The sequence below is a fragment of the Micromonospora sp. IBHARD004 genome (genome assembly GCF_052814115.1).
Window position 1 is genome coordinate 6578493 of record NZ_CP199934.1, and the last position, 13565, is coordinate 6592057.

The 13565-nt window shown below is 74.2% G+C and carries 12 protein-coding genes and 1 pseudogene; 6 read left to right on the forward strand and 7 right to left on the reverse strand.

Annotated features, from left to right (window positions below):
* Positions 1–8: 8 nt before the first annotated feature.
* The 7 genes and pseudogenes from ACTWO6_RS32030 to ACTWO6_RS32060 form a co-directional block, all read right to left on the reverse strand.
* On the reverse strand, positions 9–1610 hold the full coding sequence (locus ACTWO6_RS32030) for an acyl-CoA carboxylase subunit beta (RefSeq protein WP_446217388.1): 1602 nt from the start codon (positions 1608–1610) through the stop codon (positions 9–11).
* Entirely contained in the window at positions 1607–2800 is a 1194-nt protein-coding gene (locus ACTWO6_RS32035) for an acyl-CoA dehydrogenase family protein (RefSeq protein WP_446217389.1), read from the reverse strand. The genes ACTWO6_RS32030 and ACTWO6_RS32035 overlap by 4 nt, the downstream gene beginning before the upstream one ends.
* Positions 2797–4533: an acyclic terpene utilization AtuA family protein gene (locus tag ACTWO6_RS32040; RefSeq protein WP_446217390.1), complete on the reverse strand. Its 1737-nt coding sequence runs from the start codon at positions 4531–4533 to the stop codon at positions 2797–2799. Before ACTWO6_RS32040 ends, ACTWO6_RS32035 begins: the two co-directional genes overlap by 4 nt.
* Positions 4534–4647: 114 nt before the next feature.
* On the reverse strand, positions 4648–5460 hold the full coding sequence (locus ACTWO6_RS32045) for a TIGR03084 family metal-binding protein (RefSeq protein ID WP_446220842.1): 813 nt from the start codon (positions 5458–5460) through the stop codon (positions 4648–4650).
* Between the two features lie 81 nt (positions 5461–5541).
* Positions 5542–6144: pseudogene (locus tag ACTWO6_RS32050) on the reverse strand (TetR/AcrR family transcriptional regulator); the annotation flags it as partial.
* Positions 6145–6440: 296 nt separating this feature from the next.
* A complete protein-coding gene (locus tag ACTWO6_RS32055; protein WP_446217391.1) occupies positions 6441–7184 on the reverse strand; it encodes a metallophosphoesterase family protein in 744 nt (247 codons plus the stop codon).
* A 108-nt stretch (positions 7185–7292) separates the two neighbouring features.
* Positions 7293–7970: a Crp/Fnr family transcriptional regulator gene (locus ACTWO6_RS32060; protein ID WP_007466162.1), complete on the reverse strand. Its 678-nt coding sequence runs from the start codon at positions 7968–7970 to the stop codon at positions 7293–7295.
* 219 nt (positions 7971–8189) lie between these two features.
* Here ACTWO6_RS32060 and ACTWO6_RS32065 point away from each other — a divergent pair, with 219 nt between their 5' ends.
* The 6 genes from ACTWO6_RS32065 (at position 8190) to ACTWO6_RS32090 (ending at position 13562) form a co-directional block, all read left to right on the forward strand.
* Entirely contained in the window at positions 8190–8852 is a 663-nt protein-coding gene (locus tag ACTWO6_RS32065) for an adenosylcobinamide amidohydrolase (protein WP_446217392.1), read from the forward strand.
* An 89-nt stretch (positions 8853–8941) separates the two neighbouring features.
* Positions 8942–10117, forward strand: a complete 1176-nt coding sequence (locus ACTWO6_RS32070) for a CapA family protein (protein ID WP_446217393.1) — start codon at positions 8942–8944, stop codon at positions 10115–10117.
* Positions 10118–10187: 70 nt separating this feature from the next.
* Positions 10188–10967: an endonuclease III gene (gene nth / locus ACTWO6_RS32075; RefSeq protein ID WP_446217394.1), complete on the forward strand. Its 780-nt coding sequence runs from the start codon at positions 10188–10190 to the stop codon at positions 10965–10967.
* Entirely contained in the window at positions 10964–11572 is a 609-nt protein-coding gene (locus ACTWO6_RS32080) for a TlpA family protein disulfide reductase (protein ID WP_446217395.1), read from the forward strand. Before nth ends, ACTWO6_RS32080 begins: the two co-directional genes overlap by 4 nt.
* A gap of 55 nt (positions 11573–11627) precedes the next feature.
* On the forward strand, positions 11628–12320 hold the full coding sequence (locus ACTWO6_RS32085; RefSeq protein ID WP_446217396.1) for an NUDIX hydrolase: 693 nt from the start codon (positions 11628–11630) through the stop codon (positions 12318–12320).
* Positions 12321–12383: 63 nt separating this feature from the next.
* Positions 12384–13562, forward strand: a complete 1179-nt coding sequence (locus ACTWO6_RS32090; protein WP_446217397.1) for a MarP family serine protease — start codon at positions 12384–12386, stop codon at positions 13560–13562.
* Positions 13563–13565: the final 3 nt, after the last annotated feature.

The following is a 13565-nucleotide window of genomic DNA, read 5'->3' on the forward strand; positions in this document are numbered from 1 at the left end:
GCTCACGGCTACATCCGGAAGACGCCGAAGCCGTCGGCGCCCTGCACCGGTCCGTTGTGGATCGCCGACAGGCAGAGCCCGAGGACGGTACGGGTGTCCCGGGGGTCGATCACCCCGTCGTCGTAGAGCCGGCCGGAGAGGAACAGCGCCCCGGACTGGGACTCGATCTGCTGCTCGACCATCATCCGCATCGCGGCGTCGGAGTCCTCGTCGTACTCGCGGCCCCGCGCCGCGGCGGCCTGCCGCGCGACGATGGACAGCACCCCGGCGAGCTGCGCGGGACCCATCACCGCCGACTTGGCGTTCGGCCAGGTGAAGAGGAACCGTGGCTCGTACGCCCGGCCGCACATGCCGTAGTTGCCGGCGCCGTAGGAGGCGCCCAGGTTGACCGTCAGGTGCGGCACGGTCGAGTTGGCGACGGCGTTGATCATCAACGCGCCGTGCTTGATGATGCCGCGCTGCTCGTACTCGGTGCCGACCATGTAACCCGTGGTGTTCTGCAGGAAGATCAGCGGGGTGTCGGCGGCGTTGGCGAGCTGGATGAACTGGGTCGCCTTCTGCGCCTCCTCGCTGAACAGCACGCCCCGGGCGTTGGCCAGCACGCCCACCGGGTATCCGTGCAGCTCGCCCCAGCCGGTGACCAGCGCGGTGCCGTAGCCCGGCTTGAACTCGTCGAACTCGCTGCCGTCCAGCACCCTTGCGAGGACGTCGCGCGGGTCGAACGGCACCTTCAGGTCGGCGCTGGCGATGCCGAGCAGCTCATCCGGGTCGTACTTGGGAGGCTGCGGGACGGGGTTGCGGGGCGGCGGGCCCTGCCTGCGCCGGTTGAGCCGGCGTACGCACTGCCGGGCCAGCCGGATGCCGTCCCGCTCGTCCTCGGCCAGGAAGTCCGCCAGGCCGGACGTCGTGGCGTGCATGGCCGCGCCGCCCAGCGACTCGTCGTCGGTGACCTCACCGGTGGCCATCTTCACCAGCGGCGGCCCGGCCAGGTACACCTGCGAGCGGTCCCGGATCATGATGGTGAAGTCGGACATCCCCGGCACGTACGCGCCGCCGGCGGTGGCGTTGCCGAAGACCACGCTGACCGTGGGGATCTTCGCCGCGGAGAGCCGGGTCAGGTCGCGGAACACCCGGCCGCCCGGGATGAAGATCTCCGCCTGGGTGGGCAGGTCCGCGCCGGCCGACTCGACCAGGTTGACCATCGGCAGCCGGTTGGCCAGGGCGATCTCACCGGCCCGCCGGGTCTTGGCGAGGGCCCACGGGTTCACCGCGCCGCCGCGTACCGTCGGGTCGTTGGCGACGATCAGGCACTCCACGCCCTCGACCACCCCGATGCCGGTCACCGTGCTGGCCCCGACCGGGAAGTCCGTGCCGTACGCGGCCACCGGGGAGAGCTCCAGGAACGGGCTGTCCGGGTCGAGCAGCAGCTCGATCCGCTCCCGGGGGAGCAGCTTGCCCCGCTGGTGGTGCCGGGTCACGTACTTCTCGCCGCCGCCGGCGCGGGCCTGGTCGAGCGCGGCGTCCAGCTCGGCGAGGCGTTCCAGCAGGGCCTGGCGGTTGGCCGTGCAGGCCGGCGAGGACGGGTCGATCGCGCTCTCGAGTGTGGTCACAGGCCCATGCCCTTCGCGATGATCTCGTTCATGATCTCGGTGGTGCCGCCGCCGATGCCGAGGATCCGGGCGTCCCGGTAGTGCCGTTCCACCTCGGCGTCGCGCAGGTAGCCGAAGCCGCCGTGCAGCTGCAGCGCCTGGTCGACGACGTGGTCGCAGGCGGCCACCGCGACGTTCTTCGCCATCGCCACCTCGGTCACCACCGGCTCGCCCGCCGCGACCCGGGCGGCCACCTCGTGCACGTACGCCCGGGCGGCCTCGGCCCGGGTGTGCATCTCGGCCAGCCGGTGCCGAATGAGCTGTCGACTCGCCAGCGGTCGGCCGAAGGTGGATCGGTCCCGGCACCACGTCATGGCGAGCTCGACGCAGCGCTGCGCGGTCGCGTACGCCTGGGTGGCCAGCGAGAGCCGCTCGGCGGCGAAGTGCTGCATGATCGCGAGGAAGCCGGTGTCCTCCTCGCCGATCCGGTTGGTCACCGGCACCCGGACGTCGACGAAGGAGAGTTCGGCGGTGTCCGAACAGTGCCAGCCGAGCTTCTCCAGCCGGCGTCCCACCGTGAAGCCGGGCGTGCCCTTGTCGATCACCAGCAGGCTGAGTTCGCCGCTGCCGGGGAAGTCGGTGCAGACCGCCGTGGTCACGAAGTCGGCCCGGACCCCGCTGGTGATGTACGTCTTCGAACCGTTCACCACGTAGTGGTCGCCGTCCCGGCGGGCGGTGGTACGGATCGAGGCGACGTCCGAGCCGCCGTCCGGCTCGGTGATCGCCAGCGCGCCGATCATCGTTCCGGCCAGCGTCGGGCGCACGTACCGGTCGATCAGCTCGTCGTCCGTGGTCCGCTCGCCGCCGAGCCGCCCAGCGAGCGAGCCGCCGAGCCGCCCGCCGGCCGCGGCCACCATGTGCGGCAGCGCGATGCCGTGCGTGAAGAGCGCCGCGACCAGCCCTGACGAGCCGCCGGAGCGGATGATCTCCTCGGTGACCACGATCGAGTCGAGCAGGTCGCCGCCACTGCCGCCGACCGACTCGGGAAAGCCGATGCCGAGCAGGCCGATCTTCGCCGCGGTGGCGTGCAGCTCCCGCGGGACCTCACCGGCCCGCTCCCAGTCGTCCAGGTGCGGCAGTACCTCGCGGGTCACGAAAGCGCGGGTCAGTTCCCGCAGCTGCCGCCGTTCGGGGGTGTCCACGATGGTCATGCCGCCACCTCCCGGGGTGTTTCGGCGCTGGTCCTGCTGAGGCGCTGTTCCGGCGGCCCGGGCGGCAACTGCGCCGGCAGGTCGACCACCCGGGAGCGGAGCAGCTCGCCGAGCGCCTTGGCCTGCGGGTCGAACCGGGTGGAAGCCGCCACTCCCTGCCCGAGCAGTCCCCGGATCACGAAGTTGACCGCCCGCAGGTTCGGCAGGTCGTACCGCTCGACGGTCAGCGGGGCGGTCTCCGGAAGCAGCTCGGCCAGCCGTTCCACGGTGAGCCAGCCGCGCAGCCAGGCCCAGGTCGCATCCGTGCGGGCCCAGACGCCGAGATTCGCGTCGCCGCCCTTGTCGCCCGAGCGGGCCCCGACCAGCTCGCCGAGCGGGGCGCGCCGGGTCGGCCGCCCGCCGTCGGTCCGATCGGGCGCTCCTGGTGTCGGTTCCACCGAGGGCGTCGCCGTCCGGGTGGGTGGGGCGATCGGCACCCGCTCGCCGCCGGGCAGCACGGCGACGTGCGCCACCGAGTCCTGCGGCACGAAGTCAGCGGTGAAGACGCCGTACGGGGTGGCGTCGCCGGGCAGGGTGGTCAGCGTGCAGCCCGGGTAGGAGGCCAGGGCCAGCTCCACGGCGGCCGCCGAGAAGGCCCGCCCGGCCCGTACCCTGTCACCGTCGCGCAGGTGTACGTGCAGCAGCGCGCTCGCCGCTTCGGTCTCCGTCGCGTCGGCGTGGTCGGTCCGGGCCAGGGTGAACTCCAGCCCCTCCTTGCCGACCGCCTCCTCGAGCTGCCCCCGGACCAGCGCGGCCTTGGCCGGGATGTCCAGCCCGCAGAGCACGAAGGTCATCGAGTTGCGGAAGCCACCGAGGTTGTTGACGCCGACCTTGAGGGTGTCCGGTGGCGGGGTGCCCCGGACGCCGCTCACCCGGACCCGGTCCGGCCCGTCCTGGCGCAGCTCGACCGTGTCCAGCCGGGTCACCACGTCCGGCCCCAGGTACGCCGGCCCGCCCACCTCGTACAACAGTTGGGCGGTGACCGTCTCCACGGTGACCGCGCCGCCGGTGCCCAGGTGCTTGGTGAGCACCGAGGAGCCGTCCGGATGGATCTCGGCGATCGGGAAACCGGGCCGGTGCCCGCCGTCGGGCAGCTCCGTGAAGAAGCTGAAGTTGCCGCCGGTGACCTGCGCCCCGCACTCGATCAGGTGCCCGGCGACGGTCGCCCCGGCCAGCGCGTCGAGGTCGTCGCGGCCCCAGCCGAAGTGGGCGATCGCCGGCCCGACCGCCAGCGAGGCGTCGGTGACCCGGCCGGTGACCACCACGTCCGCCCCGGCGTCCAGGCAGGCGGCGATGCCGAACGCGCCCAGGTACGCGTTGGCGGTGAGCGCGTCGGGGCGTTGCAGGGCGTCGCCCTCGACGTACCCGATCCGCGCGGTGAGGCCGAGCCGGTCGGCGAGCGAGCCGATCGCGGCGGCCAGGCCGGCCGGGTTGAGGCCGCCGGCGTTGGTCACGATCCGCACGCCCCGGTCGAGCGCGGTGCCGAGGCAGCCTTCGAGCTGCCGGAGGAGGGTCCTCGCGTAACCGAGGGCGGGGTCGCGCAGCCGGTCCCGGCCGAGGATCAGCATGGTCAGCTCGGCCAGGTAGTCCCCGGTCAGCACGTCCAGCTCGCCGCCGTCGAGCATCTCCCGCCAGGCTGCGAACCGGTCGCCGTAGAAGCCGGAGGCGTTGCCGACCCGCAGCACCCCGCTCACTGGGCCACCTCTGTTCGCGACTGCGGGGCTCGCAGGACCGGCTCGCTCCTCGCGCTCACTGGGCCACCTCTGTTCGCGACTGCGGGGCTCGCAGGACCGGCTCGCTCCTCGCGCTCACTGGGCCACCTCTGTTCGCGACTGCGGGGCTCGCAGGACCGGCTCGCGTCCGGTGCCCGGCGGGCCGGCGAAGGCCTGGGCGACGTCCAGCCACTCGTCGGCGGTCGGGCCGATGGCGACCAGGGCCAGGTCGGCGCGGTGCCGCCGCTGGGTGACCAGCAGGCAGAAGTCGAGCGCCGGCCCGGTCACCCGGTCCGTCGCGTCCGCCGGCCCGAAGGTCCAGGTGTCACCGTCGGGCGCACGCAGCTCGACCCGCACCGGCGCCGTCGGCGCGGGCCGGCCGTGGGCGGCGAAGCCGTGCCCGAGGGTGCGGAACCCGAGGTGCGCGACGTGCCGCAGCCGGGCGGTCGGGGTCCGGTCGACGCCGAGCGCGTCGGCGACGTCCTGGCCGTGCGCCCAGGTCTCCATGATCCGGGCGGTGACCATCGACGCGGGCGACATCCGGGTCCCGTACCAGGGGACCTTCTCGCCGGCCGGGGTGGCGGCGAGGGCCGTCGCGAGCGCGGCCCGGCCGTCCCGCCAGCGGGCCAGCAGCTCGGCCGGCGGGGCGAGGAAGGACTCGGCCCCGTCGTCGACCAGCCGGGCCGGGTCGGGCGCGGAGAGGACGGAAGCGTAGAAGGCGTCGGCGTCGGTGGCGGCGAGCCGGGCCACGTGGTCGGTCCAGGCCAGGTGGGCGATCTGGTGGGCGACCGTCCATCCGGGAGCGGGTGTCGGCCGGGCCCAGCCCTCCGGTGGCAGCGCGGCGACGTGGGCGTCGAGCTGGTCGGACTCGGCGGCGAGATCCGCGAGCAGTGCGGTCAGGTCGACCATGGTGCCTCCGGGCGGGGGTGTGCCGGTCAGGGCGTTTCGGGTCAGGTCCGCTCGCGTCCCGGGTTCCAGGGAATCGGCGTCCGGGGTGAGCAGGGTGGCTAGCTGGCGTTTCCAGGTGTGCAGCAGGGCGGTGCGGCGGGACGAGTCGTCGCTGAGCAGGTTGGCCACGCCCAGCCCGCGGAGCAGATCGAGAGTGGCCTGCACCGTCTCGCGGACGCCGGGGCGGCGCTCGTCCACCCCGAGCAGTTCGACGGTGAGCCGGTGCATCTCGCGGCCCACCCGGGCCTCCAGCGGCACCAGGGCGGCGCGCAGCTCGGCGTCGGTGCGGGCAGCCACCCAGAGTTCGAGGGCGGCGACGAAGAGCGGCCCGGTGAAGGCCGCGCCGAGCAGGTCGATCACCCGGTCCAGCCGCTGCGGGCCGGCGGGCAGGGCGTCCGCCTCGGTGCGCAGCTCCGCCGCCCGGCGCTCGGTGAGGTGGGCGACGGCCGCGGTGACCAGGGCGGCCTTGGTGGGGTAGTGGTGCAGCTGGGCGCCGCGGGAGACGCCGGCCCGGGTGGCCACCACGGTGGTCGTGGTGCCGGACCAGCCGTGCTCGACCAGGCACTCGACGGTCGCCTCCAGCAGTCGGGCCTGGGTGGCGCGGCTGCGCTCCTGTTGAGGGACGCGGGTCGATGTGGCGGGCACGGGGACAGCGTCCCGCTCCCGAAACAAACAGTCAAGACTGACTTTTTCGGGGCGGACGCAGGGCGCTGCCGTCGCGGACGCTCCGCTTCCGGGAGTGGCGACCACCGGGTGGGGTGAAGGTGACTACGAAGCTGATGACGTCGGTGGATCGCGCGATTCGTTCACGTCATCAGCTTCGTAGCGTCCTGGACCGTGCTCGGCGCCGGCACGGACCGGCCCGATCCGTCCGCGCACGGCGGTGCCGGCGCCGAGACGGATGGCGGGCGCGGCGGCCGGTAGGTGTGACGGCGCAGGGTTCAGCGGCCGTCGCGGGGCGCGAAGACGGCGAGCGCGTCGATGTCGCTGTGCCGGGAGCGGAGGTACTCGTCGGCCCACTCGGCGGCGTCCGGGAAGGCCGAACCGGCCGCCACCCGGGCGCACGCCGCGTCCACGTCGTACCCGGTCCGGCGGAGCTGCACCCCGGGCCCGAGCAGCGCCCACCAGGCGCCCGCCCCGCCGTACGGCATGCCGACGCTGCCGGCGTTGACCACCAGGCGGCGGTCGACGAGCCGGGTGAACGGCATGTGGGTGTGTCCGCAGACCACGGTGCCGACCTCGGCGGGCAGCCCGGCGAAGACCTCCGCCCAGCGTTCCGGCCGGGAGTCGACCAGCACCATCTCCTCGTCGTCCCGGGGCGTGGCGTGGCAGAAGAGCACCTCGCCCAGGCCGGCGACCGGCAGGGTGACGGTCAGCGGCAGCGCGGCCAGCCGGGCGATCTGGTCGTCCCGGAGCTGCGCCGCCGCCCAGTTCGAGACGTCGTGCGGGGAGGACCGGCCGGCCCGCGCCTCGACCAGCTCCCGGTCGGCGTTGCCCCCCACCCAGCAGGCGCGTTCACCCAGCGCGGCGAGCAGGTCCAGCACCTCGACCGGCTGCGGGCCGGCGGCGATGTCGCCGGTGAGCACGATCAGGTCGGCGGCGGCGACGTCCGGCTCGGCCAGTACGGCCTCCAGCGCCGGCAGCGCGCCGTGGATGTCGGAGAGGACGGCGACACGTTCGAGCATCAGCCCACCGTGCCCGTCCGACCGTCGGTCGTCCAGAGGGTTCTGCGCGGGGCAGAACGACGACAGGGACCGCCCCGGAGGGCGGTCCCTGTCGATGTCCCCGGTGGGTCAGACCCGCGCGCGGCGGGCCAGGCGCTCCGGGTCGAGGATGATGATGCTCTTGCCGTCCAGCCGCAGCCAGCCGCGCGAGGCGAAGTCGGCGAGCGCCTTGTTGACGGTCTCCCGGGAGGCGCCGACGAGCTGGGCGATCTCCTCCTGGGTCAGGTCGTGGGTCACCCGCAGCACACCGCCGTCGCGGGTGCCGAACCGGCCGGCCATCTGGAGCAGGTTCTTGGCGACCCGCCCCGGCACGTCTGTGAAGATCAGGTCGGCCAGCGAGTCGTTCGTCCGGCGCAGCCGGCGGGCCAGCACCCGCAGCAGCTGCTCGGCGATCTCCGGCCGGTTGTTCAGCCACGGCCGCAGGGCCTGCTTGCGCAGCCGTACCAGCCGGGTGTCGGTCACCGCGGTGGCCGTCGCCGTACGCGGGCCCGGGTCGAAGAGCGAGAGCTCGCCGACCATGTCCGACGGGCCCATCACCGCGATCAGGTTCTGCCGGCCGTCCGCCGCACGGCGGCCGACCTTGATCTTGCCGGACAGCAGGATGTAGAGACTGTCGCCGGGCTCGCCCTCGTTGAACACGATCTCGCCCTTGCGGACCTCGATCGTCTCCATCTCCTTGGCGAGCGCCTCGGCAGCCTCCGGGTCGACACCCTGGAAGATCCCGCTGCGGGCCAGTACCTCGTCCATCGCGCACCTCCGCCAGCGCGTGCCGTCCGTCGGCCGGGTCCGCCGTCCGCTGATCCCCTCGCGCGCCGCCAGTCTAGGCGCACGTGAGCGCGAATCAGAGGCGCACCCCTGGAATCTTGATCGGTGGGCGTAACCTGCCCGACCTGATCAACGACTAGGATCCCGCGCCCGGTGCGGGTGGTCGCCACCCGCCCCCACCTGGATCGTAGGGTCGGTGCCGTGCTGAACGAGCCCTTCCTGACCACCCGCCACGAGGACGGGTGGGACATCCCGCTGCTCGTGTGGCGGGCCGCCGAGCCGCTGCTGGCCGCCGGCACCAGCCCGCTCGGCGGCGGGATCGGCGTCCGGCGGTGGGTGGTCAACGCGACCGTGCCGATGTCGTACCACCGGGACGACCCGGCCGCCCACCTGGCCGAGCTGGCCGACGGCCTCGGCCTGGCCGGGCCCGGGGTCGGGCTGCTGACCGGGGTCGACGTCGCCGAGGTGGTGGCCCGGGCCGACACCGGCGTGCGGGTCTGGGCGACGGTCGGGCTCGGCACCCCGGTCTGGGCCGCCGCGCCGGCCCCGGCGACACCCGCGCAGCGGGTCGGCACGGTCAACATCATCGTTTACGTCCCCGCCCGGCTCGGCGACGCGGCGCTGGTCAACGCCGTGGCCACCGCCACCGAGGCGAAGGCGCAGGCGATCTGGGAGCTGGGGCTGCCCGCCACCGGCACGCCCACCGACGCGGTCACCGTCCTCTGCCCCGCCGACGGCGAGCCGGCCCCGTACGGCGGCCCCCGGTCGACCTGGGGCGGCCCGCTGGCCCGGGCCGTGCACGCGGCCGTGCTCGCCGGCGGCGCCGGCACCGTCGTGCCCTGGTCCGACCGCCGGACCGGCTGACCCGGCCGGCGGGCGGCCCTTCGGTGGGCCCGGTTTTCCGACCGATCGGCCCTCGTCGGAGCGTTTGCCGCGCGGTAGCGTCGCGGACGATGTACTCTGCCGCCCGCTCCGCGTCCCGCCCGCGTCGTCGCCGCCTCACCGGCGCCCTCGGCGCGCTGCTCGTCGCGCTCCTCGCCGCCGGCTGCGCCGACGACGCCGGCGGCGCTCCGGTCTGGCAGTCGGGCGCGGGCGGCGGGTCGACCGGCTCGCCGGTCCCGCTCGACCCGGCCGGGTCGGCGGACCCCGGGCCGGCGGAGGTGGCCGGGCAGGCCATCTCACTCGCCGCGACCGGCGACGTCATCATGGGCAATGCCCCGTCCCGGCTGCCGCCCAACGACGGCAAGGGCTTCTTCGACCAGGTCAAGGCGGCGCTCAAGGGCGACCTGGTGATGGGGAACCTGGAGGAGCCGCTCACCGAGGACACCGGCGCCGGCAAGTGCGGACCGAATCCGCAGAACTGCTACCAGTTCCGGGCGCCCCCGGAGTACGCGGCGCACCTCCGCGACGCCGGCTTCGAGCTGCTCAACCAGGCCAACAACCACGGCTACGACTACGGCCCCAAGGGCTACCGGAACACCCAGCGGGCGCTGGAGGAGCACGGCCTCGAGCACACCGGCGCGCCCGACCAGATCACCGTGGTCGAGGTCGAGGGCGTGAAGGTAGCGGTGGCCGGCTTCTCGTCGTACGTCTGGTCCAACAGCCTGGTCGACATCGAGTCGGCGAAGCGGGTGGTGGCGAAGGCGGCCACCATGGCCGACCTGGTCGTGGTGCAGGTGCACATGGGCGCCGAGGGCGCCGACCGGAGCCACGTGAAGCCGGGCACCGAGCTGTTCTTCGGCGAGAACCGGGGCGACCCGGTCCGCTTCTCCCACGCCGTCATCGACGCCGGGGCCGACCTGGTCGTCGGGCACGGTCCGCACGTTCTGCGCGGGATGGAGTTCTACCGGGGTCGGCTGATCGCGTACAGCCTGGGCAACTTCGCCGGCGGCGGCAAGTCGCTGAACAGCTCCGGCCGGCTCGGCTGGGGCGGCGTCCTGAAGGTGTCCCTGAAGCCGGACGGCACCTTCACCGGCGGGACGTTCACCTCGACCGTCATGAGCAGCGTGGGCCGGCCGTCGATCGACTCCGGCCACCGGGGTCTCGGGCTGGTCCGGGAGATGAGCCGGGCCGACTTCCCGAGGACCGGGGCGCGGCTCGACACGGCCGGCCGGATCACCGCGCCGTAGGCCGGGCCGCGGCGTTCCACGCCCGCGTCGGCCCGCCGGGACGTCGCCCGCGCGACGTAGGCTGGCCGGCGTGACCATCAGTTCCCCCGAGACCGACCTCGGGCGTACCCGCCGCGCCCGGCGGATCGGCCGGGTACTGACCGAGACGCATCCCGACGCGCACTGTGAACTCGACCACTCCAACGCGTTGGAGCTCGCCGTCGCCACGATCCTCTCCGCGCAGTGCACCGACAAGAAGGTCAACGAGGTCACCCCGAAGCTCTTCGCGCGCTACCGCAGCGCCGCCGACTACGCCGGGGCGGACCGGGCCGAGCTGGAGGAGTTGATCCGGCCGACCGGCTTCTACCGGAACAAGACCAGCTCCCTGATCAACCTCGGCCGGGCCCTCCTGGAGCGGTACGACGGCGAGGTCCCCGGCCGGCTGGCCGACCTGGTGACCCTCCCCGGGATCGGGCGCAAGACCGCCAACGTGATCCTCGGCAACGCCTTCGGCGTCCCCGGCATCACCGTCGACACCCACTTCCAGCGGCTGGTGCAGCGGTGGAAGCTGACCACCGAGACCGACCCGGTCAAGATCGAGCACGCGATCGGGGCGCTCTACCCGAAGCGCGACTGGACCATGCTGTCGCACCGGATCATCTTCCACGGCCGGCGGGTCTGCCACGCCCGCAAGCCCGCCTGCGGCGCCTGCACGCTGGCGAAGCTCTGCCCGTCGTACGGGACCGGGCCGACCGAGCCGGTGGCGGCCGCCAAGCTGCTCAAGGGCCCCCGCGCCCGGGACCTCGCGGCGGCCGTCGGGATCGACCCGGAGCTGGTGCCCCAGCAGGCCGTCGCCGCGGAGGTGCCGTGAACCGCCGACTCGCGGCCCTGCTCGTCCCGGCGCTGCTGGCGGTCGCCGGCTGCACCGCCACCGACCAGGGGGCGGCCCCGCCGGCCGCCACCCGCGCCGAGCGCCCCTCGCCGTTCGCCGACTGCGCCGCGCTGACCGCCGCGCCGGCCTCGGCCGCCCCCGCGCCCACCACCGGGCCGGGTGAGCCGCTGCCCGAGCTGACCCTCTCCTGCTTCACCGGGGGCGCCCCGGTGAACCTGCGGCAGGTGAAGGGCCCGGCGGTGGTCAACGTCTGGGCATCCTGGTGCCCGCCCTGCCGCAAGGAGCTGCCCGCCTTTCAGCGGCTCAGCGAACGCGCCGCCGGCCGGTTCCAGGTGATCGGGGTGAACAGCCGGGACAGCCGCGGCGGCGCCCAGTCCATCGGCGAGGACTTCGGCGTCCGCTTCCCGATGCTGGTCGACCAGGGGGACGCGTTCGAGCGGGCACTCAACCGCAACGCCTTCCCGCTCACCCTCTTCGTCGGCGCGGACGGCCGGGTCCGGCACGCCGACGCCACCGGCGCGCTCGACGACGCCACGCTCACCGAGCTGGTCCGTACGCACCTCGGCGTGGCGGTGGACGCGTGAGCGCGCGCAGTGGGCCGGTCCGGCGGGCCCCCCGGTCGGGAACGGAGGTCACCCCGTGAACCGGCAACCGCCGCCGTGGCTCGATCCGCTGCTCGGTCGGCTCGGCAGCGCCCGCGCCGAGGACTTCACCCGGCTCGCCACCCCGGAGAGCGGCGGCCGGGAGAGCGCGGTGCTGGTGCTGCTCGGGGAGGAGCCGGGCGACGGCCCGGACGTGCTGGTCCTTCAGCGCGCCGCCACCCTGCGCAACCACGCCGGCCAGCCGGCCTTCCCGGGCGGCGCGGCCGACCCGGAGGACGCCGACGCCAGCGCCACCGCGCTGCGCGAGGCGAACGAGGAGGTCGGGCTCGACCCGGCCAGCGTCACCGTTCTGGCCGAGCTGCCGAAGCTCTGGATCCCGGTCAGCGACTTCGTGGTCACTCCGGTGCTCGCCTGGTGGCACGCGCCGCACCCGGTGCACTCGCGGGAGCCGGCCGAGGTCGCACACGTCGCCCGGCTGCCGATCGCCGAGCTGGTCGAACCGGAGAACCGGATGCGGGTACGCCACCCGAGCGGCTGGATCGGCCCGGCCTTCTCCGCCCGGGGCATGCTGGTCTGGGGGTTCACCGCCGGAGTGCTGGCCACGCTGCTGGAGATGGGTGGCTGGGCCCGCCCGTGGCCGAGCGGCCGGGTGGTGGAGCTGCCGCCGACCGCCGCCGCCCCGGCGCCCTCGGCCGGCACCGACGAGGTCGACGAGAGCCCCGTCCGCTGACCTGGCGGTCACGTTGCGCGAGCGGTGGACCGCTTCCGTGCCGGCTGCCCGTACCCTGGACGCGTGTCCGTCGTGGATCTCGTTCTGCTCCTGCTCATGCTCGTGTTCGCGATCAGCGGATACCGCCAAGGCTTCGCCATCGGGGCGCTGTCGCTCTCCGGCTTCTTCCTGGGCGCGCTGGTCGGCCTCCAGGTCGGCCCGCTGATCGCCCGGCAGTTCGCCGACAGCGGGATGCGCGTACTGATCTCCCTGGTCGCGATCTTCGGGCTCGCCGTGCTCGGTCAGGCGCTCGCCGGGTGGCTCGGCTCGCACCTGCGCAAGACGATCACCAACGACGTGGCCAAGCGGCTCGACGACATCGGCGGGGCGATCGTGTCGCTCGTCGCCGTCATGCTGGTGGCCTGGCTGGTCGCGGTGCCGCTGGGCTCCTCCGCGGTGCCCGCGGTGGCCTCCTCGATCCGGAACAGCGCGCTGCTCACCGTGATCGACCGGATCCTGCCCGACAAGGCCCAGGAGCTCTCCACCGCGCTGCGGGACACGGTCGACACCAACGGCTTCCCGGACGTCTTCGGCGACCTCGCGCCGACCCGGGCCCGGCAGGTCTCCCCGCCCGACCCGGCGCTCGCCGGTTCCACGGTGGTGGCGAACAGCCAGCGGTCGGTGGTCAAGGTGCTCGGCTCCGCGCCGAGCTGCGCCCGCCGCATCGAGGGCTCCGGCTTCGTGTACGCGGACGACCGGGTGATGACCAACGCGCACGTCGTGGCCGGCACCCGCTCGGTCGCGGTCGAGCTGCGCGGCGAGCGGTACGACGGCGAGGTGGTCGTCTACGACCCGGAGCGGGACCTGGCCGTGCTGCACGTGCCCGGGCTGCCCGGTCCGTCGCTGCGCTTCGCCGCCGGGCAGGCCGGCAGCGGCGCGGACGCGATCGTGCTGGGCTTCCCCCTCGACGGCCCGTACGACGCCCGGCCGGCCCGGGTGCGGGACGTCGACCGGATCACCGGTCCGGACATCTACTCCTCCGGGGACGTGACCCGGGAGATCTACACCATCCGGGCGCTGGTGCGCAGTGGGAACTCGGGCGGCCCGCTGGTCTCGGCGAACGGGCTGGTGCTCGGGGTGATCTTCGCGGCGGCGGCCGACGACCCGAACACCGGCTTCGCGGTGACCGCCGCGGAGGCCCGGCCGGTGGCGCTGGCCGGCGCGGAGCGTACCCGGGCGATCGGCACCGGCGAGTGCACCTGAGCC